This window comes from Crossiella cryophila, assembly GCF_014204915.1.
GTDB lineage: Bacteria > Actinomycetota > Actinomycetes > Mycobacteriales > Pseudonocardiaceae > Crossiella > Crossiella cryophila.
Genome location: NZ_JACHMH010000001.1, coordinates 5,448,047 through 5,466,014, shown reverse-complemented (window position 1 = coordinate 5,466,014; position 17,968 = coordinate 5,448,047). Strand labels below are relative to the sequence as shown.

Here is a 17,968-nt window from a genome sequence, read left to right as displayed (position 1 = left end):
TGGCCGTTCACCCGTAGTAGGACAGGAACATGTCCACGCCGTGCGTGATCAGCCGGTCGGTCAGCTCAGGACCGGGCGGCGGGCCGTAGGCGCCGTAGACCTGGTGCGGGGAGAGCACCAGGCCGGAGAGTTGCAGCGCGGCCAGGTCGAGATCGGGGATCTTCAGCTCGGCGCGCTCGACCAGGCGGGTCAGCGCCGCGGTGATGCTGGCGTGGAAGCGTTTGGGGCCGCGTTCCAGCCACGCCTCGCCCAGGGCCGGGAAGCGCCGGATCTCGCCGGTGACCAGGTTGCGCAGGGCGAGCACGTCGGGGTGGCTCAGGCCGCCGACCCAGGCGCGGCAGGCCCGGATCAGGTCCGCGCGCACCGTGGTGCCACCGTCGAAGCCGGATTCCAGCAGGGTCAGCGCCTCGCCGAGGGCCTCGTCCAGTGCCGCGCCGACCACGGCGGTGAACAGCTCCTCCTTGGTGCGGAAGTGGTTGTACACGGTCACCTTGGACACCTCGGCCGCCGCGGCGATCGTGTCCATGCTGACCTCGAAACCCTCGCGCAGGAACGCCGTGCGCGCGGCCCGCACGATGGCCAGCCGCTTGCGTTCGGCCCGTTCCCCGCTGGGCGGACGATGCTCGGCCACAACCCCTCCTCCGGTTCCCGGCCGACCCTACCGCATAACTGAACTGTACGGTTGAGTTCATATGAACTCGGGAGTACAGTTCTGGCGACCGAGTTGGGAACTCCGCATCGGAGGCGAGTGATGACGGACGTGACACGTCGTGGACTACTGGGCATGGCGGCGGCCACCGGGGCGGTCGCGCTGGGGGCGCCGCAGGCGCTGGGCGCGACCGATCCGGCGCGCTCGTTCCAGCGGCTGCTGAGCGCGGAGAACGCGGTACTGCTGCTGGTAGATCAGCAGGTCGGGCTCTACACCGGCGTGCGGGACCGGCCGGTCGGCGAGCTGAAGCACAACGTGGTGGCGCTGACCAGGGCGGTGAAACGGCTTGGCGTCCCGATCGTCACCACCGCCACCGGGATCAGGAACCAGTGGGGGCCGGTGATCCCGGAGCTGGTGGCCGAACTGCCCGCCGGGCACCAGACCATCGAGCGCACGGTGATCAACGCCTGGCGGGACGAGCGGGTGCGCGACGCGGTCCGGAAGACCGGGCGCAGGCAACTCCTCATCGCCGGGGTGTCACTGGAGGTCTGCGCGGCCTTCCCGGCCATCTCGGCGCTGGCCGACGGGTTCGAGACCTTCGTGGCGGTGGACGCCTCTGGCACCTTCAGCGAGGCCAAGTACCAGACCGGGTTGCTGCGGATGACCCAGGCGGGCGTGGTGCTCAGCGACTACGCCACCATCGGCGTGGAGTTGCTCGGCGACAACGCCAACCCGGCCGCGCACGACGTGTACACCGCGCTGGACCTGCCGTTCGCGACCCTGGTCGGTCAGCTCGCGGCCGCGTTCCGGCCGAAGTAGTCCACTGTGGACGGTCAGCGGCCCGCGGTCGCCCCCGCGAGCCAGGTGCGCAGGGCCCACCAGGTGTGCAGGGTGGTGAGCACGTTGGAGCGGCCGGTGGGCGAGGTCTCGCTGAGGTCGATCTCGGTGAGTTCGGCCAGCCGGTCCAGGCGGTAGCGCACGGTGTTGGCGTGGATGTGCAGGGCCGTTGCGGTGGCGGTGAGCCTGCGGCCGTGGTCGAGGTAGCACAGCGCGGTCGCCGCGATCTCCTGGTGGAAACCGCTTTTCTCGTCCAGCGGGCGCATGAGTTCCGCGGCCAGGGTCTGGGCCAGCGCCGGGTAGGCGGCCAGCGCGGTTTCCCCGGCGAGGTCGGTGAGCCGGTGCACGCCGCGGACCCCACTCCTGGCGGCGACCGCGAGGGCGCGCACGCACATCGGGTAGACCTCGCGCAGCCCGGTCAGCGCGGTGGCCGGCGCGGCGACCAGGAGCACCTCGTCCTCCTCCGCGGCCGACGGTGGCTGCTGGGCCAGTCCGGCCAGGCGGCCCTCGACCAGTCCGTACACGCCGCCGAAGGGTTGCAGGCGGGCCTCCAGTGCCCTGGCCCGGCCCGGATCGGTGACCTCGGAGACCACGCAGTGGTAGTGCTCGGCCGGTCGCAGGCCCGCCCGGCCGAGTTCGGCCGCATCCGGGAAATCGCCGTCCGGTACCAGCAATCGGCGCAGCACCTGGGTGTTGAGATCGCGCGCGGTGCGGGAGAGCTGGAGTTCGGCGGTGTGGTAGCCGCTGATGATGTGCCGTTCCACCGCGCCGACGTAGCGGTCCAGGTCGACGATGAAGTCCAGGATGGTCGCGTCGTCGGCGGCGGTGGCGCGGGCCAGTTCCACACTCGCCCTGATCAGCTCGGTGCGACCGGCGTGCACCCCGCGCAGCAGGCCGCCGATGGACACGCCCTGGGCGGCCCGGTCCGCGCCGAGTGCCTGGGCCGCGGTGAACTCGCCCTCCTCGTGCGCGTCCCCGCGTTCCAGGTGCGCGATGCCCTCGGCGAGCAGGGTGGCGATGTGCCGCCGGTTCTCCGCCTCCGGCAGCCGGGCCACCTCCGGCGAGTGGGCGCGGGCCGCGCTGGTCACCCTGGCCACGACCCTGTCGTCGGCGGCCACCACCGCCAGCGCCCGCAGGATCACCTCGGTCATCCGCCCAGTCGGCACAGCACCCTCCGAGACGTCGTTGTGTGGCGGCCACAACGGGGTCGACGGCCTTTGGCTGGACGAGCCTATCTTCGCCTCGGCCACTACTGGTTACCTGGGATCACGCGAGCGTAACAGCGCGGCCTACCGGCCGGTCGGTTCGTGTCGACACCCCCTTCAGCGCGGAAAGGTGTGTTCAGCGTGCCCAATTCCAGTCAGGACACCGGTGCGGGATTCAGCAGGCGCACGCTGTTGAGCGCGGGCGGCGCGCTCGCCGTCGGCGGCACCCTCGGCATGGGTCAGGCCAGCGCGGCACCGGCCGCCGGGCCCGCGGCCGACGCGGACGTGATCGTGGTCGGCTCCGGGCTGGCCGGGCTGGTCGCGACCTCGGAGCTGGCCGCCGCGGGCAGGCGGGTGCTGTTGCTGGACCAGGAACCCGAGGCGAGCCTGGGCGGTCAGGCGTTCTGGTCGCTGGGCGGGCTCTTCCTCATCGACTCCCCCGAGCAGCGCACCGCCGGGATCAAGGACTCCCTGGAACTGGCCCGCAACGACTGGTTCAACACCGCCGGATTCGACCGGGGCGTGGACAACCCCCTGGGTGAGGACTACTGGGCCAAGCGGTGGGCCGATGCCTACCTGGAGTTCGCCGCCGCGGAGAAGCGGAACTGGTTGCACGGCCTGGGGGTCCGCTGGGTGCCGATCGTCGGCTGGGCCGAACGCGGCGGCATGCTGGCCGACGGGCCGGGCAACTCGGTGCCGCGCTTCCACCTGACCCTGGGCACCGGTCCCGGCGTGATGGAGCCGTTCGAGAAGCTGGTGCGCGACCAGCACGCCAAGGGCAACGTGTACTTCCGCTTCCGCCACCAGGTCGACGGGTTCCTCACCTCCGGCGGCGCGGTCACCGGGGTGCGCGGCAGCGTGCTGGCGCACAGCACCGCCGCCCGCGGCACCCCCAGCTCCCGGGTCAAGGTCGGCGATTTCGAGCTGCGCGCGCCCATGGTCATCGTCACCTCCGGCGGCATCGGCGGCAACCAGGAACTGGTGCGCCGCAACTGGCCCAGCCGCCTCGGCGCGCCGCCCACCCGCATGATCACCGGCGTGCCCGCGCACGTGGACGGGCGGATGCTGGGCATCACCGAGCAGGCCGGGGCCAGGGTGGTCAACCGGGACCGGATGTGGCACTACACCGAGGGCATGGCCAACCACACCCCGATCTGGCCCGGCCACGGGATTCGGGTGCTGGCCGCGCCGTCCTCGCTGTGGGTGGACGCCACCGGCCGCCGCTTCCCCGCCCCCGGCATGCCCAGCTACGACACCCTCGGCACGCTGGAGCTGATCAAGCGCTCCGGGCACGACTACTCCTGGTTCGTGCTGAACAAGCGGATCATCGACAAGGAGTTCGTGCTCTCCGGCTCCGAGCAGAACCCGGAGCTGACCGCGAAGAACCTGATCGCCTACCTGGCCAGCCGCCTGCTCAACAGCACTCCCCCGCCGGTGAAGGCGTTCATGGACAAGGGCGAGGACTTCGTCATCGCCAACGCGCTGCCCGAACTGGTCGCCGGCATGAACCGGCTCACCGGGAGCAACCTGATCAACCTGGACTTCCTGCGCAGGCAGATCACCCTGCGGGACGGGCAGGTGGACAACCCGTTCACCAAGGACAGCCAGATCATGGGCATCCGCAACTCGCTGGCCTACTCCGGCGACAGCCTGGCCCGCACCGCACCCCTGCACAAGATCCTGGACCCGGCCGCGGGCCCGCTGATCGCGATCCGGATGAACATCCTCACCCGGAAAACCCTGGGCGGCCTGCAAACCGACCTGTCCGGCCGGGTGCTCGGCGCCAACGGCCAGCCCATCCCCGGGCTGTACGCGGCCGGCGAGGTGGCCGGGTTCGGCGGCGGCGGCGTGCACGGATATCGGGCCCTGGAGGGCACTTTCCTCGGTGGCTGCCTGTTCTCCGGGAGGCAGGCCGGGCGGGCCGCGGCCAGGGAGGGCGCGTAGCGGCTACTTCCCTCCGGGTGACTGGGTTGCGGCGTACGAGGCGAGGCCGTCGGCCATCCGCTGCATGACCTCGCGCATCGTGCGCCGCAGCACCCATCGCAGTCCCCAGCGCGGGTGGTAGGTGCCGTGCCAGTGGATGGCGGTGCCGCCCTCGGCGGTGGGTGCGAGGTCGACCACCGCCCGGTAGTCGCGCAGGGCCCAGTTGAAAGCGTCCACATAGGACAGTTGGCGCTCCTCGACCAGCCAGGTCAGGCGTTCGCCGGTGACCACCCGGCCGGCGCGGAAGGCGCGGACCGAGCCGACGGGATCCCGGCCGTCCGGGTCCAGACCGCTGGAGCGCTCCGGCACCAGACTGTCCACTGTGGACCAGGCGGGCCAGGTGCGGGCGTCGAGGAGCAGACGCCAGACGACCGCGGGTGGCGCCGTGCTGGTCGCGGTCGCCTTGTAGTTCTCCATGATCGCGAACCTAGGCGGCCGGACCGGGCGTGGACATGCGCTCGATTGCGGAGAGGCGGTCAGTTCTTGCGGTAGGCCGAGGGCCGGACGCCGACCTGGGCCAGGAAAGCGGTGGACAGCGCGCCGGGGCTGGCGAACCCGCAGCGCTCGGCGATCTGGGCGATGCTCAGGGTGTTGTCGGAGAGCAGTCGCCGGGCCTGGTCGATGCGCAGGCGGGTCAGGAACCGGTGCGGGGTCAGGCCGGTGGCGGCCCGGAACACCCGGATGAAGTGGTACACGCTGAGGTGCACCTGCGCGGTGATGACGGCGCGGACCGCGGCGTGCTCAGGCCCTGGCGGATCGGCCCGGCGGCCCCGGGTGAGCAGGTGGGTGGCCAGGAAGGCCGCGGCGGTCTCGACGTAGAGGTCGTCGGTGTCCCCGGCCGCGGCCAGTGTGCGCAGGAGTTGCTCGATCACCGGATCCCCTGTGCGCAACTGTGCCGACAGTGCCTGGAAATCCGGGCGCGCCACCGAGCTGGGCCGCGGTCCGGGCGATGGTGGCACCTGGACCATGCGCATCGCCGACTTCGCCCGGTAGCCGCGTTCGCCGGCCTGGCCGGGCACCACCAGGTCCAGGTTGCCGGGCAGCCAGCGGTGCCGGCGCAGCTTGCCGTCGGAGCGGATCCGCAGAGGGCCTCGACCACGTGCCGGATCATTTTCTGATCGCAGCCGACGATCTCCGCAGCCGCCACGAACTCCTCAGCCAACAGGTGGTCGCAGTAGCGGTGCACGGCCGCTCCGACCTCGGTGCGCGCAGGGCGCTCCGCTCAGATCATCATCGTCGAAACCCTGGACGGCCCGGTCACCAGTAGGTCCCCGGCGGATTCAGGATCCAGCCCGCATCGGTCTGCTGGAACCAGAAAGCCAGCTCCACCTCGAGTTTGCGGCCACGGTAGGTGAACGCGACCCAGACATGGCCGTGGCCCGGGTTCCAGGTGGGCTCCTGGAGCTGGAGTTCACGGAGCCAGGAGAAGTCCTCATCCCACGGGTCTAGGTCGTCCTCCTCCTGGTACTTGAGGCTGTCCGCTTCGACCGAACCTCGCCAGAGTGCGTTGACCACGTGCCGGATCTGTTTCTGATCGCAGTCGACGATCTCCGCGGCCGCCACGAACTCCTCGGCCTGCAGGTGGCCGACATAGCGGCGCACGACCGCCTCGATCTCGGCGTTGGCGGGGCGTGCCGTCCAGATCCTCACCCTCGGGACTGTAGGGGGTCAGGCTGACAGTTCCGCGTGGACGCGGGCGGTGCGGGCCAGGCCGGCCTCGGCCAGGATCTCGCCGCGGGTGTAGGCGCGTTCCACCGAGATCCGCCGGGCCCGCTGGTAGAGCTGTTCGGCCTGCGCGGTGTCGCCCAGTGCGAGTGCGTCCCGACCCAGCCAGGACAGGGTTTCCACCGCCTCGGTCCACAGCCCCAGCTCCTCGGCCACGGCCAGCGCCGCCCGGTACCGGGTCCGCGCCAGGGTCTCGTCGCCACCCAGTTCCGCGGCCATCGCCAGTGCCCTGGTCGCCCGGAGCTGACCCCAGCGGTCGCCCAGTTCGCGGAACAGCGCCGCACCGGCCTCGGCGTCGGCGCGCATGGCCTCGGGTTCGGTGCGCGCCGCGCGTTCCACCAGTGCCACCGCCTCACCCCAGCTGTCTCCCGCCGCCCGCGCGCCGGTGAGGGCCGCGGCCAGGAGTTCCCGGCCCGGTGTCTGGCCACTCAGCGCTGAGCCGAGGAACCAGCTCAGCCGGGCTCGCCGCACCGGGTCGGCGATCGCGGCCACCAGTTCACCGGCCCGCTCCCCCGCCCCGGCCGCGTGCGTGCGCAGTTCGACCCCGGCCAGCCAGGCCCGTGCGACCGCGGTGGCCTGTTCCGGGCCGTCGGGCACGGCGAGGGCGGCCTGGAACCAGCGGCGGGCCTCGGTGAGTCGGCCACGCAGGAACCAGTACCAGGCAAGGGAATTGACCAGGTGCAGGGCGGCCGCGGCGTCCCCGGTCCCGACCGCGGTGTCCAGGGCCCGGCGCAGGTTGACCGTCTCGGTGTCCAGCAGTTCCAGGTGCCGATGCTGTTCCGCGCCACGCAATTGGCGGTCGGCCTGCTCGGCCAGGTCCAGGCCGGCGCGCACGAACAGGGCACGCGCCGAGGTCAGCGCACCGGACTCGGCCAGCCGGTCCAGGCAGTAGGCGGCCACCGACTCCAGGAGCCGGAACCGGGCCCCGTCGCGTACCACCAGCGACCGATCGACCAAGCGGGACAACAGGTCCAGCACCCGCTCGGCCGGGATGCCCGAGCCCGAGCAGACCGCCACCGCCCCGGCCAGCACGCAGCCGTCGGGGTGCACGGCGAGTCTGCTGAGCACGGTGCGCTCGGCCTCGGTGAGCAGCTCCCAGCTCCAGTCGATCATCGCCCGCAAGGTCTGCTGCCGCGCGGGCCTGCCCCGGCCCCGACCGATCGGTAGGTTGAACCGGTCGTCCAGGCATTCGGCGAGCTGGTCCGGGCTGAGCACCCGCAGGCGCGGCGCGAGCAGTTCCAGGGCGAGTGGGATGCCGTCCAGGCGGCGGCAGATGGTGACCACGGCGTGCACGTTGTCCGCGTCCAGCGCGAAGCCGGGCACCGCGGCGGCGGCCCGCTGCACGAACAACTCCACCGCACCCGCCCGAGCGGCCAGCGCCGGATCGGGCTGGTCCGGCACGGCCAGCGGCGGCACCGGGCGCACCACCTCGCCCGGGATGTCCAGGGCCTCGTGGCTGGTGATCAGCACCCGCAGCCCGGGTGCGGCCGCCAGCAGCGCGGCGACCAGGGCGGCCACCGGTTCGAGCACGTGCTCGCAGTTGTCCAGCACCAGCAACGGGGATCTCTCCGCCACCGCCTGGCCCAGCCAGTGCACCACGTCCACCGGTTCGGGTTCGGCGGTGGTGGTGTCGCACAGGCCGAGGGTGGCGATGATCCGCTCGGCGAGGTCCTCCTCGGTCAGGCCGGGGCTGAGACCGGCCAGCTCCACCAGCCAGGCGCCGTCCGGGCTGTCCCCGGACAGGCTGTGCGCGGCGGCCACCGCGAGCCGGGTCTTGCCCACCCCGCCGGGTCCGGTCAGCGAGACCGCGCGGGTGCCGGAACCCCTGACCAGCAAGCAGGACACCTCCTCGATGGCCTGCTGCCTGCCGATAAGCGCGGTCACCGGCGCGGGCAGGTTGCTCCGGCATCTCACCGCGGGGACGGGTGCGGCCAGCTCGGGTTCCTGGCGCAGGATCGCCTCGTGCAGCCCGGCGATCTCCGGTCCCGGCGCCACCCCCAGCTCCTCGGCCAGCCTGCACCGCAGGTCCTGGAAACAGGCCAGGGCCTCGCCCTGCCGCCCGGTCCGGTACAGCGCCCGCATCTGGATCATGCGCAGCCGCTCCCGCAGCGGGTGCTGTCGCACCAGCTCGCCGAGTTCCTCGGCCACCGGGGCGTGCTCACCCAGTTCCAGCCGCGCCTCGGCCCGCTCTTCCACGGCACTCAGCCGCAGTTCCTCCAGCCGGGTGATCTCGGCCCTGGCGAACGGCGCGTCGCAGACGTCCAGGTAGGCCGCCCCGCGCCACAGCGCCAGCGCCGCACCGAGCAGCCCGGCCCTGGCGCGGGCATCAGCGGTGGCCCGAGCCTGGCGGAGCAGATCGCGGAAGCGCTCGGCGTCCAGCGCGTCCGCGTCCAGCCGCAGCCGGTACCCGGCGGGCTGGTGCAGCACCTCGTCCCTGCCGAGTGCCCGGCGCAGCTGGGAGACCTTGGCCTGCAACGCGTTGCGCGGCCGCCCCGGTGGACTGCCCGCCCACAGATCCTCCACCAGCCGATCCACCGGAATCGGGTCGCCATTGTGCAACAACAAATTCGCCAGCAATGCGCGGACTTTCGTTTCCGGGACCGGCACCGGAATTCCCGCACTCGTCCAGACGACCAGCGGGCCGAGCACCCCGTAGCGCATGCGATCAGCATAACGTCAGCCGACCATCAGCGGTTCCGGAACGGACCGGGTCAGGGTGATTCCATGACTACTGTGGCCGCCCGAAAAGCGGGCCCCCGGGAATGGGCGGGACTGGCCGTGCTGGCCCTGCCCACCGCACTGCTCGGCCTGGACGTCACCGTGCTGTACCTGACCATGCCGAGCCTGGCCGCCGACCTCGCGCCCACCGGCACCCAGGTGTTGTGGATCATGGATGCCTACGGGTTCCTGATCGCCGGGTTCTTGATCACCATGGGCACCCTCGGCGACCGGATCGGCAGGCGCAGGCTGCTGCTGATCGGCGCGGTCGCCTTCGGCCTGGTCTCGATCGTCGCCGCCTGCTCAACCAGCGCCGAGATGCTCATCGCCACCAGGGCCGCGCTCGGCATCGCCGGGGCCACCCTGATGCCCTCGACATTGGCCCTGGTCAGCAACATGTTCGCCGATGCAGGACAGCGTGCGCTGGCCATCGGGATCTGGGTCACCGCCTTCGCCATGGGCATGGCGGCCGGGCCGGTCGTGGGCGGGCTGCTGGTCGAGCACTACTGGTGGGGTGCCGCCTTCCTGGTGGCGGTGCCGATCGTGCTGGTGCTGCTCATCGCCGCGCCGCTGCTGCTGCCGGAGTACCGGGCGCCCGGCACCGGCCGGTTCGACCTGCCCAGCGTGGCCCTGTCGCTGCTGATGATCCTGCCGCTGATCTACGCGATGAAGCACTTCGCGCACGAGGGCCTGGACGCCGCCACCGTGATCGCGCTGGTGGCCGGGATCGGGTTCCTGGTGGTGTTCATCCGGCGGCAGCGCAGGCTCACCGATCCGCTGGTGGACGTCAGCCTGTTCGCCGGCCGCACCTACACCGCCGCGCTGGCCGTGCTCACCATCGGCCTGATCGGGGTGGGCGGGGTGATGCTGCTGGTCACCCAGTACCTGCAGCTCATCGCCTCGCTGCCACCGCTGGAGGCGGGCGCCTGGATGGGGCCGCCGGCCCTGATGATGTTCCTGGCCGCGATCGCCACCCCGCTGATCGCCCGCCGGATCCGGCCGGGGTTCGTGGTCGCGGGCACGCTGTTGATCTCCTCGGCCGGTTACCTGCTGCTGGCCCAGGTGAGCACCACGGCTGAGGTGCTGCCGGTGGTGCTCGGCTTCGGCCTGGTCTACCTGGGGCTGGGCACGATCGCGGCGCTGGGCACCGACCTGGTGGTGGGTGCGGCCCCGCCGGAGAAGGCGGGCGCGGCCTCGGCGATGACCGAGATGGTGCAGGAACTGGGCCTGGCCATCGGGGTGGCCGTGCTGGGCAGCCTGGCCACCGCCACCTACCGGACCGAGATCACCGCGCGGCTGCCCGAGGGGCTGTCGAGCACGGTGGTGGACACGGTGCGGGACAGCGTGTCCGGCGCGCATTCGGTGGCCGGTCAGATCCAACCGGAACTGCTCCAGCAGGCCAAGGAGGCCGCGATCAGCGGGCTCAACCTGGCCACGGTGGTCGCGGGTGCCGGGATCGTGCTGCTGGCCGTGCTGGCCGCGGTGGTGCTGCGGCACATCGGGCGGCTGGGCAGCGCCGGCTATTCCGGTCCGCACCGCGAATAGCCGATTGAGGTTTTGCCGGAAACACCTCCCGGATTCCGCTGATTCACGGTTTCCCCATTGACCCGGCGAGCCCCATTGTCAGCGGGGCTCGCCGGGAACAATTCACTTCGGTTCGAGCACGAACACCGGGATCTGCCGGTCGGTCTTCTCCTGGTATTCCGCGTAGGCGGGGTAGGCCGCGACCGCTCGCTCCCACCACTGCGCCCGCTCCGCGCCGTCGACCTCGCGGGCCTGGAAGTCCTTGGTCACGGTCCCGTCCTGCAGCGGGAACTCCGGGTGCGCCTTGAGGTTGTGGTACCAGGTGGGGTGCTCGGGCGCGCCGCCCTTGGAGGCCACGACCGCGTACCGGCCGTCGTGCTCCACCCGCATCACCGGGGTGTAGCGCAGCTTGCCGGACTTCGCGCCGCGCAAGGTCAGCAACACGATCGGGGATCCCAGCACCAGGATGCCCTCGGTGGTCCCGGTCTCCAGGATCCGCTTGGTCTGGTCCTGGACCCAGTCGGTCGGGCTGAACTCAACGTTCTCGTCTGCCATGTCCACGATCAACACCTCGCGCCCGGCAGCCATTCCCCTCCCACCGTCCGGGTGACGGCAGGCTGGACCCGGCGCGGCGTGGTGTGTTTCGCTGCCGCCATGTGGGAGCGCGTGACGGTCGCGGACAAACTCGCCCTGGCCAGGCGGTATCGCCTGCGCGGCCTGCTCATGGCACTCGCCGGACTCCCCCTGCTGGTCGGCTTCCTGGTCGGCGCGGTCCTCCTGGAGAACCGGTCCGCCGACCTGGCCGCCAACGGCGTGCCCGCGCCCGCGGTCGTGGTCGAGGCGCACCCGGGTGCCCGTGGCCTGCCGGGATCGGTGGCGGTGCGCTTCGCCGTCAACGGGGTCGAGCGGACGCGGTCGCTGAGCCTGGACGACGACAGCCAACCACTGCGGGCAGGCGACCGGATCACCGTCTTCCACGACCGCGCCGACCCCGACCGGATCGCCGCCCCGGGAGCGTCCAACGACCCACCCCTGGCCACCATCCTGATGATCGCCGCGCTGCTGCTGGGCGGTTTCCTGTTCCTGTTCGGACTCTTCGACGTCCTGCGCTGGACCCGCCGCGCCCGCGCGGCCCGGCAGCGGGGCTGAGGCTCACGCCACCGGGAGCACCGCCGTGAGCAGCGGCAGCGTGGTCGGCTGGGCCGAGCCGCCGGCCGGTTCCACGGTCAGCCCGATCCGCTCCCCCGGCGCGACCCCATGGGCGACAAGGGTTTTGCCCGCGCCGAGCAGTCCGGCCGAGCGAGCCCCGGCCACGCCGATGACCCACGCCTGGTAGCCGCGTCCCGGCGCCGGGGCCGGCAGGCCGCTGGCGAGCAGCACCACCGCCGCCCGCGTCGGGGAGTGCACCACCGACAGCGTGCCGCCGCCGGGTGCGGTGGCGTTGAGCACCCTGGCGTCCTGGGCGGCCAGCAGCGCGGCGGCCTCGGCGGAGAACTCCTGCGCGGCCACCTGACCGGCCACCTGGTCACCGGGTGCGGTGCTCTGCATGCCGAGCAGCAGCACCGCGAGCACCGCCGCGGCGGCCGCGAGCAGCACCGGGCGGTACCTGCGGGGTTCCGGTGCGGGCAGTGGCGTGGCCGGCGGGAACTGGGGGGTGCGGGCGGCCGCGGTCAGCACCCTGGCCCGCAGTCCCGGCGGCGGGGGTTCGGCGAGGGCCTCGGCGAACAGGGCGGCGGTCGCGGTGAACTCGGCCACCTCCATCACGCAGCTCGGGCAGTCCAGCAGGTGGCGTTCGTAGTCGGCGTGATCGGCCAGGGAGAGCGCCCCGGCGACAAAGGCGCCGGTCAGCGCGTGCGCGTCGGCTGCGGGTTTCATCAGTTCACTCCCAGGCGGTCGCGGAGGCGGATCATCGCGTCCCGCAGGCGTCGGCGCACCGTGGGCACAGGCAGGTTCAGCAGTGCCGCGATCTGCGCGCAGTCCCGTCCCTGGTAGTAGGCCAGGACCAGGCAGTCGCGCTGTTCCTGGGTGAGTTCGGCCAGGTGGCGGCGGAGCTGGTGCCTGCGCAGGCTGGTGCCACCGGGTTCCGGTTGGGGCGCTTCGGGTTCCGGTGTCTCGGCCGGTCGTGGCCTCGGCACCGGGGCGCCGCCGCGCAGGTGGTGCACGGCGGCCCGGTGCGCGCGGGCCACGATCCAGGCCAGCGCGCTGCCCCGGCCGGGGTCGAAGCAGGCCGCCTCCCGCCAGGCGGCCAGTAACACCGCCTCGGTGATCTCCGCCGAACCCGGCTCGTCCCGCACGAGCTGGCGGACGATGCCCCAGACGGGGCCGATCACCACGTCGTAGAAGCGGGCGAAGGCGGCACTGTCCCCACGGGCGGCCAGCACCAGCAGTTCCTCGGCACTGGCCGGGGCGGGCTGGCCGGACTGGGTGCAGCGCAGGCGGACGGGCTCCGGCATGACGAGTTGGCTCCCACTTCCGGTCGGTGGACGAACACTGTCTTGTTCGCACACCGGGGCAGTCCGGTTCGAGCCCGTTATCGTCCTGTTTCCCGCAGGTCAGCCCGGGTCAGTCCAGGCAGAACTCGTTGCCCTCCGGATCGGTCATCACGATGTGCCCCGCCCCCATCGGCGGCTCCGGGTCGTGCCGGTGCACCCGGGTCCCGCCCAGCCCGACCAGCCGCGCGCACTCGGCCTCCAGCGCCGCCATCCGCTCCGCACCCCGCAACTCCGGCGCCGCGCGCACGTCCAGGTGCACCCGGTTCTTGGCGATCTTGTCTTCGGGCACGAGCTGGAAGAAGATCCGCGGCCCTCGGCCCTCCGGGTCCTCGATGGCCGAGCGGGTGTTGCGCTGCTCCAGCGGCACCCCGAGCTGGGCCAGGAACACATCCCAGGCGGCCAGCGGGTCGGCGCCCTCGGCCAGTTCGACGCCGGGCGGGCCGGGGTGCACGTAGCCAAGCGCCGCGCGCCAGAAGATCGACAGCGCCTTGGGGTCGTGCGCGTCGAAGGTGAACTGGACCTCGCGGCTCATCGGGTGGCTCCGTTCGTGTGCAGGTGGAGGTCACGCAGCAGGGCGACCTCGGAGAGATGGTGGATCAGTTCGCGGTGGATGTGCAGCACCAGGTCGGCCATGGTCAGCTCGGGGTAGGGCTCCTTGTCGCCGACCGGCACCCGCAGGCCGTCCGCGCCCAGGCCGCGCACCCCGGTCAGCCACAGGTCGAGCTGGGTGTTGAGCTGGTCGAGTGCGGTGGCCGCGTCCCCGGCGTACTCCCAGGTGTCGTAGGCGACCGCGGGGGCGCCGAAGTGCGCGGCGTTGCGCATGGCGAGCACGCCCACGATGACGTGGCTCAGGCGCCAGGCGATCGTGCTGAACGGCGCGGGCGACGGCGCGGGGTAGGCCCAGTCGATGACAAAATCGCCGCCGCCGGTGGCCAGCGGCGTGATCGCGGTGCCGCGCGGGCGCACGCTCCAGGCGTCCGGGACCGGCGAGAAGAAGTACTCCTCGTCGGTGAGGCCGTCCAGCCGGGCGCGCACCTGGTGATCCCAGTGGAACTCCCACTGCTCGCGCAACCGCTGGTTCCAGTCGAGTTCGTCCATGGCCCCACCCTGACACGCCTAGCGGACAGTATCGGTCCGCTATCTCTGGCAGGCTCCCCGATATGGACCTGACGGGTGACGCGGAGCGGGGCACCACCGAGCGCGTGCTCACCCTGCTCGGCCTGCTGCAACAGCGCCCGGTCTGGACCGGCCCCGAGCTGGCCGGACGGCTGGGCGTCACCGCGCGCACGGTGCGCCGCGACGTCGAGCGGCTGCGGGCGCTCGGCTACCCGGTGCAGGCCAGTCAGGGCGTCGGCGGCGGCTACCAGCTCGGCCCCGGCCAGGACATGCCGCCACTGCTGCTGGATGACGCGGAGGCCATCGCCACCGCGGTCTCGCTGCTGGCCGGTGCGGGCGGCGCGGTCGCGGGTGCGGGTGAGGCGGCGTTGCGCGCACTGTCCAAACTGGACCGGGTACTGCCCACCCGGCTGCGCGCCGAGGTGCGGGCGCTGGCCGATTCGGTGGTCTCCTTCGACGGCGGCCGCACGCCAATCGACGCCGAGGCGCTGCTGACCCTGGCCAGGGCCTGCCGGGATGAGGTGGAGGCCGGTTTCACCTACCCGTCCCGGGGCGAGGTGCGCCGACGGCGGGTCGAGCCCTACCGCCTGGTCGCCTCCGACCGCCGCTGGTACCTGCTCGCCTACGACCTGGACCGGGACGCCTGGCGCAGCTTCCGCGTCGACCGGATGACCGAGGTGGCCGCCCGCTCCTGGCGGTTCCGCCCCCGCCCGGTGCCCGACGCCGCGACCTACGTGCAGGAGGGCGTGGCCAGCCGCGTCTACCCGCACCAGGCCCGCTTCCTGGTGCAAGCCCCGGCCGAGCTGGTGCGCAACCAGATCCCGGCCGCCGCGGCGGTCGTCCGGCCACACCAGGACAATCACTGCGAGGTGCTCAGCGGCGGCGCGAACCTGGACCTGGTGCTGATGCACATCCTGTTGCTGGGCCACGACTTCCAGGTGCTCGACCCACCCGAACTCGGTCAGCGGGCCCGTGAGTTGGCGGAGCGGCTGCGGGCGGCCGGGTCATGACAGGTGGGCGGGCAGTCCGAACCGGGTCAGGTCGGCGGTGAGGAAGGCGGTCACCTCGACCACCCGATCACCTTGCAGGGTAAGGATATCCAGGCCACCCGGCCGGTAGTGGCCTGCGGCCTCCGCCCACATGTAGGTGCCGAAGGCGAGCTGCCCGTTGGCCGTGGTCGGCAGGAACCGCCAGCCGTACCGCAACGGGCCGTCGAGCAGGAAGGCGCGGATCGCGTCCCGGCCCCGGTACCACTCGGGCAGCGGCGGCATCGAGTACCGCGCGTCCTCGGCCAGCATGGCCACGATCGCGTCCACATCACCGAGCTGCCATGCCTCGGACCACCGGGCCGCGATCGCCGCGACCGACTCCTCCCCCAGCTCCCGCAGCACGCTCTGCTGGGTCGGCGCGGCCGAGCCGATCACCTTCCGGGCCCGCTGCAACGCGCTGTTCACCGAGGCGACCGAACTGTCCAACTGACCGGCCACCTCCGCCGCGGAGAACCCGAGCACCTCGCGCAGGATCAGCACCGCCCGCTGGGTCGCGGTCAGATGCTGCAACGCGGCCACGAACGCCAGCTCAACACCCTCCCGCGCCAGATAGTGCTGCTCGGGCGAGGGATAAGGCTCCAGCCAACTGACCTCGGTCGAAGGCATCGCCGGATCCAGGTCCACCGGCAACTCCCGCCGCCCCCGCCGCTCGACCATCGTCAGGCACCGATTGGTCGCGATCTTGTACAACCAGGCCCGCACGAACCCACGATCATCCAGGTTGTCCAGCCCCCGCCAGGCCCGCACCAACGACTCCTGCAGCGCGTCCTCGGCGTCGTGCAGCGAGCCGAGCATCCGGTAGCAGTGCGCCAGCAGCTCGCCCCGGTAGGGCAGGACCAGCTGCTCGAACGCGTCGGCATCGCCACGGCGGGCGGCGGTGAGCAGTTCGGCAGGCGCGGTCACCCGCCCATCTTGCAAGGAACTTCCCGCCACCGCGATGAGTTCCGCCGATTCCCCGGGTTCCACCGGTATCAGTCACCGATCAGAGGGACCCGACATGACCGACGAACAGCAGATCCACGACCTCATCCACCGCTGGGCCACCGCCGTACACGCCGCCGACCTGGAGGCCGTCCTCGCCGACCACGCCCCCGGCATCGTCATGTTCGACGTGCCCCCACCCGAGCAGGGCCTCCGCGGCCTGGACGCCTACCGCGACAGCTGGCCCGGCTTCTTCCAGTGGCAGTCCACCGGCGCCCTCTTCGAGATCGAATCCCTGGAGGTCACCGCGGGCCCCGAGGTCGCCTTCGCCTTCGCCCTACTGCGCTGCGGCACCCCAGCCGACTTCGCCCGCGTCCCCGACCGCAGACTCCGCCTGACCCTGGGCCTGACCAAAACCGGCGGCCGCTGGAGCGTCACCCACGAACACCACTCCTTCACCGACCGCTCCACCGCCCCGGAAATCGCCGCCACCGAGATCCGAACCGTGCACGAGCAGTGGACCGCACAAACCGCGACCAAGGACCTCGACGGCCTGATGTCCACCATCGCCCCGGAAATCGTCTCCTACGAACACGCGGGTCAACTGGAGTACGTCGGCGTCGAAGAGGTCCGCGAAGTCTGCCGCCAGGGCCTGGAATCCACCCCGGAGGAGATCACCTTCGACACCCCCGCCCTCACCATCCACGTCGACGGCGACCTGGCCGTGTCCTGGGGCCTTGACCGGATCAGCACCGACGGCGTCGAGGACCGCTCCCGCGGCACCCGCGTCTTCCAGCGTCGCGAGGGCGGCTGGCAACTGATCCACCAGCACCTGTCCCATCCGGCGGTGGAGAAGTAAAAACACTCAGGACAAGGGCGTGCGGCCAGCTACCCGAGGCAGGAGAGCGCGGCGGGGTTCGCCAGGGAGACACTGGCCACCCGCCTCGGTCGGCAGCGCAACTTCACGATGCTGGTAGCCCGTTGAGTCGCAGCGGGTACCGTCGTCCGACGGCCCAGAGACAGCACCGGGTGGATCTTGACTGCGCTGACGTCCCTGTCGCGGAGTTGACCGGCTAGTCGGGCTGAGAACGACCACAGCCAGTTACCGAATAAGGCCGGATTCGTGACCGTCAAGTGGGATCTTCCGGAGATGGACTGGGACACTTGGTCGAAGATTCTGGTCGGAGTGTTCGGCGCCATCGCCGCCGGACTCAAGCTCTGGGAGATGCACCGAGCACGATCGGCTCGCCTGAACGAGCTGAAAACCATGCTGGAAATCGCTGGCTCATTGCCAGCGGACAGCGCGGCCAAGATGCTGGTGACACGGCACGTGGAGGCCAGCCTGACCTCGTTCGTCAGCGAGGAGCAGACCAAGCGCCGAGATCCGACGGGAATCGTACTAGGAGTGGCCTTCATCGGTGGCGGCTCGTGGTTGGCCTACACCGCCCTCACCTCAAGTGGTTGGTGGTGGTTTCTAGCGGCTCCGGTGCTCGCCATCGGACTCGCCGGCTTCACGCAGGATGTCACCCGCAGGGAACGGGACGCGAGGGGTCGGCCGGTAAGAATTCGACCTGACCGCAAGAAGAAGTAGCACCCACACTGAGCGAAGCTGTCCACAGCCAGCCCCCAGCCCCGTTCGAACGAACTCATCTGCTTGTCCACTCCGTACACCGCGCTGCTGCACGGCTGACCATTAACCGTCCACTGTGGACTCAACCGGGTCAGCGGTCAGCAGTCGGCGAAGTGCTC

The 17,968-nt window shown here is 71.5% G+C and carries 19 protein-coding genes; 7 read left to right on the top strand and 12 right to left on the bottom strand.

Going from position 1 to position 17,968, the window contains the following annotated elements; translation table 11 throughout:
* Window positions 1-7: 7 nt before the first annotated feature.
* Entirely contained in the window at window positions 8-631 is a 624-nt protein-coding gene (locus HNR67_RS23965; protein WP_185004483.1) for a TetR/AcrR family transcriptional regulator, read from the bottom strand.
* Between the two features lie 120 nt (window positions 632-751).
* Between HNR67_RS23965 and HNR67_RS23960 the strand changes: the two genes are divergently transcribed.
* Window positions 752-1,468, top strand: a complete 717-nt coding sequence (locus tag HNR67_RS23960) for an isochorismatase family protein (protein ID WP_185004482.1) — start codon at window positions 752-754, stop codon at window positions 1,466-1,468.
* 14 nt (window positions 1,469-1,482) lie between these two features.
* Here HNR67_RS23960 and HNR67_RS23955 read toward each other — a convergent pair whose 3' ends face one another.
* Window positions 1,483-2,637 carry a PucR family transcriptional regulator gene (locus HNR67_RS23955; protein ID WP_185004481.1) on the bottom strand — a complete coding sequence of 385 codons (1,155 nt, stop codon included), beginning with the start codon at window positions 2,635-2,637 and terminating at the stop codon, window positions 1,483-1,485.
* A 288-nt stretch (window positions 2,638-2,925) separates the two neighbouring features.
* Here HNR67_RS23955 and HNR67_RS23950 point away from each other — a divergent pair, with 288 nt between their 5' ends.
* Window positions 2,926-4,635: an FAD-binding dehydrogenase gene (locus HNR67_RS23950; RefSeq protein ID WP_185011020.1), complete on the top strand. Its 1,710-nt coding sequence runs from the start codon at window positions 2,926-2,928 to the stop codon at window positions 4,633-4,635.
* Window positions 4,636-4,638: 3 nt separating this feature from the next.
* Here HNR67_RS23950 and HNR67_RS23945 read toward each other — a convergent pair whose 3' ends face one another.
* The 4 genes from HNR67_RS23945 to HNR67_RS45785 form a co-directional block, all read right to left on the bottom strand.
* Window positions 4,639-5,091 carry an SRPBCC family protein gene (locus tag HNR67_RS23945; protein WP_185004480.1) on the bottom strand — a complete coding sequence of 151 codons (453 nt, stop codon included), beginning with the start codon at window positions 5,089-5,091 and terminating at the stop codon, window positions 4,639-4,641.
* Between the two features lie 59 nt (window positions 5,092-5,150).
* Entirely contained in the window at window positions 5,151-5,696 is a 546-nt protein-coding gene (locus HNR67_RS23940) for a helix-turn-helix transcriptional regulator (RefSeq protein ID WP_312987913.1), read from the bottom strand.
* A gap of 235 nt (window positions 5,697-5,931) precedes the next feature.
* A complete protein-coding gene (locus tag HNR67_RS23935; RefSeq protein WP_185004479.1) occupies window positions 5,932-6,324 on the bottom strand; it encodes a hypothetical protein in 393 nt (130 codons plus the stop codon).
* An 18-nt stretch (window positions 6,325-6,342) separates the two neighbouring features.
* A complete protein-coding gene (locus tag HNR67_RS45785) occupies window positions 6,343-9,060 on the bottom strand; it encodes an AfsR/SARP family transcriptional regulator (RefSeq protein WP_185004478.1) in 2,718 nt (905 codons plus the stop codon).
* Window positions 9,061-9,123: 63 nt separating this feature from the next.
* On the opposite strand from HNR67_RS45785, the gene HNR67_RS23925 reads away from it, so the two are divergent.
* Window positions 9,124-10,662: an MFS transporter gene (locus HNR67_RS23925; RefSeq protein ID WP_185004477.1), complete on the top strand. Its 1,539-nt coding sequence runs from the start codon at window positions 9,124-9,126 to the stop codon at window positions 10,660-10,662.
* Window positions 10,663-10,764: 102 nt separating this feature from the next.
* On the opposite strand, the gene HNR67_RS23920 is transcribed toward HNR67_RS23925, so the two are convergent.
* Entirely contained in the window at window positions 10,765-11,196 is a 432-nt protein-coding gene (locus HNR67_RS23920) for a nitroreductase family deazaflavin-dependent oxidoreductase (RefSeq protein ID WP_185011016.1), read from the bottom strand.
* A 99-nt stretch (window positions 11,197-11,295) separates the two neighbouring features.
* Between HNR67_RS23920 and HNR67_RS23915 the strand changes: the two genes are divergently transcribed.
* Window positions 11,296-11,790, top strand: coding sequence for a DUF3592 domain-containing protein (locus HNR67_RS23915; protein WP_185004476.1), 495 nt, complete (start codon window positions 11,296-11,298; stop codon window positions 11,788-11,790).
* Window positions 11,791-11,793: 3 nt separating this feature from the next.
* Here HNR67_RS23915 and HNR67_RS23910 read toward each other — a convergent pair whose 3' ends face one another.
* The 4 genes from HNR67_RS23910 to HNR67_RS23895 all read right to left on the bottom strand — a co-directional run bounded on the left by HNR67_RS23910 (window position 11,794) and on the right by HNR67_RS23895 (window position 14,231).
* Window positions 11,794-12,516 carry an anti-sigma factor gene (locus HNR67_RS23910; RefSeq protein WP_185004475.1) on the bottom strand — a complete coding sequence of 241 codons (723 nt, stop codon included), beginning with the start codon at window positions 12,514-12,516 and terminating at the stop codon, window positions 11,794-11,796.
* Window positions 12,516-13,094: a sigma-70 family RNA polymerase sigma factor gene (locus tag HNR67_RS23905; protein ID WP_185004474.1), complete on the bottom strand. Its 579-nt coding sequence runs from the start codon at window positions 13,092-13,094 to the stop codon at window positions 12,516-12,518. The genes HNR67_RS23910 and HNR67_RS23905 overlap by 1 nt, the downstream gene beginning before the upstream one ends.
* Before the next feature lie 109 nt (window positions 13,095-13,203).
* The gene (locus HNR67_RS23900) at window positions 13,204-13,665 is read right to left on the bottom strand and encodes a VOC family protein (RefSeq protein WP_185004473.1); all 462 of its coding nucleotides are present in this window, start codon (window positions 13,663-13,665) and stop codon (window positions 13,204-13,206) included.
* A complete protein-coding gene (locus HNR67_RS23895) occupies window positions 13,662-14,231 on the bottom strand; it encodes a DinB family protein (RefSeq protein ID WP_185004472.1) in 570 nt (189 codons plus the stop codon). The genes HNR67_RS23900 and HNR67_RS23895 overlap by 4 nt, the downstream gene beginning before the upstream one ends.
* A gap of 62 nt (window positions 14,232-14,293) precedes the next feature.
* Here HNR67_RS23895 and HNR67_RS23890 point away from each other — a divergent pair, with 62 nt between their 5' ends.
* Entirely contained in the window at window positions 14,294-15,259 is a 966-nt protein-coding gene (locus tag HNR67_RS23890) for a helix-turn-helix transcriptional regulator (protein ID WP_185004471.1), read from the top strand.
* Here the strand turns inward: HNR67_RS23890 and HNR67_RS23885 are convergent.
* The gene (locus HNR67_RS23885; protein WP_185004470.1) at window positions 15,254-16,201 is read right to left on the bottom strand and encodes a sigma-70 family RNA polymerase sigma factor; all 948 of its coding nucleotides are present in this window, start codon (window positions 16,199-16,201) and stop codon (window positions 15,254-15,256) included. The genes HNR67_RS23890 and HNR67_RS23885 overlap by 6 nt on opposite strands.
* Window positions 16,202-16,295: 94 nt before the next feature.
* Between HNR67_RS23885 and HNR67_RS23880 the strand changes: the two genes are divergently transcribed.
* The gene (locus HNR67_RS23880) at window positions 16,296-17,078 is read left to right on the top strand and encodes a YybH family protein (RefSeq protein ID WP_185004469.1); all 783 of its coding nucleotides are present in this window, start codon (window positions 16,296-16,298) and stop codon (window positions 17,076-17,078) included.
* A 264-nt stretch (window positions 17,079-17,342) separates the two neighbouring features.
* Window positions 17,343-17,810: a hypothetical protein gene (locus tag HNR67_RS23875; RefSeq protein ID WP_185004468.1), complete on the top strand. Its 468-nt coding sequence runs from the start codon at window positions 17,343-17,345 to the stop codon at window positions 17,808-17,810.
* Window positions 17,811-17,968 lie beyond the last annotated feature (158 nt).

What these genes read in the sequence shown, in the direction of transcription:
- HNR67_RS23880 (WP_185004469.1), top strand. Translation starts at nt 16,296, where the DNA reads ATGACCGACGAACAGCAGATCCACGACCTCATCCACCGCTGGGCCACC.
- HNR67_RS23910 (WP_185004475.1), bottom strand. Translation starts at nt 12,516, where the DNA reads ATGAAACCCGCAGCCGACGCGCACGCGCTGACCGGCGCCTTTGTCGCC.
- HNR67_RS23945 (WP_185004480.1), bottom strand. Translation starts at nt 5,091, where the DNA reads ATGGAGAACTACAAGGCGACCGCGACCAGCACGGCGCCACCCGCGGTC.
- HNR67_RS23900 (WP_185004473.1), bottom strand. Translation starts at nt 13,665, where the DNA reads ATGAGCCGCGAGGTCCAGTTCACCTTCGACGCGCACGACCCCAAGGCG.
- HNR67_RS45785 (WP_185004478.1), bottom strand. Translation starts at nt 9,060, where the DNA reads ATGCGCTACGGGGTGCTCGGCCCGCTGGTCGTCTGGACGAGTGCGGGA.
- HNR67_RS23955 (WP_185004481.1), bottom strand. Translation starts at nt 2,637, where the DNA reads ATGACCGAGGTGATCCTGCGGGCGCTGGCGGTGGTGGCCGCCGACGAC.
- HNR67_RS23905 (WP_185004474.1), bottom strand. Translation starts at nt 13,094, where the DNA reads ATGCCGGAGCCCGTCCGCCTGCGCTGCACCCAGTCCGGCCAGCCCGCC.
- HNR67_RS23925 (WP_185004477.1), top strand. Translation starts at nt 9,124, where the DNA reads ATGACTACTGTGGCCGCCCGAAAAGCGGGCCCCCGGGAATGGGCGGGA.
- HNR67_RS23895 (WP_185004472.1), bottom strand. Translation starts at nt 14,231, where the DNA reads ATGGACGAACTCGACTGGAACCAGCGGTTGCGCGAGCAGTGGGAGTTC.
- HNR67_RS23915 (WP_185004476.1), top strand. Translation starts at nt 11,296, where the DNA reads ATGTGGGAGCGCGTGACGGTCGCGGACAAACTCGCCCTGGCCAGGCGG.
- HNR67_RS23890 (WP_185004471.1), top strand. Translation starts at nt 14,294, where the DNA reads ATGGACCTGACGGGTGACGCGGAGCGGGGCACCACCGAGCGCGTGCTC.
- HNR67_RS23960 (WP_185004482.1), top strand. Translation starts at nt 752, where the DNA reads ATGACGGACGTGACACGTCGTGGACTACTGGGCATGGCGGCGGCCACC.
- HNR67_RS23920 (WP_185011016.1), bottom strand. Translation starts at nt 11,196, where the DNA reads ATGGCAGACGAGAACGTTGAGTTCAGCCCGACCGACTGGGTCCAGGAC.
- HNR67_RS23950 (WP_185011020.1), top strand. Translation starts at nt 2,926, where the DNA reads ATGGGTCAGGCCAGCGCGGCACCGGCCGCCGGGCCCGCGGCCGACGCG.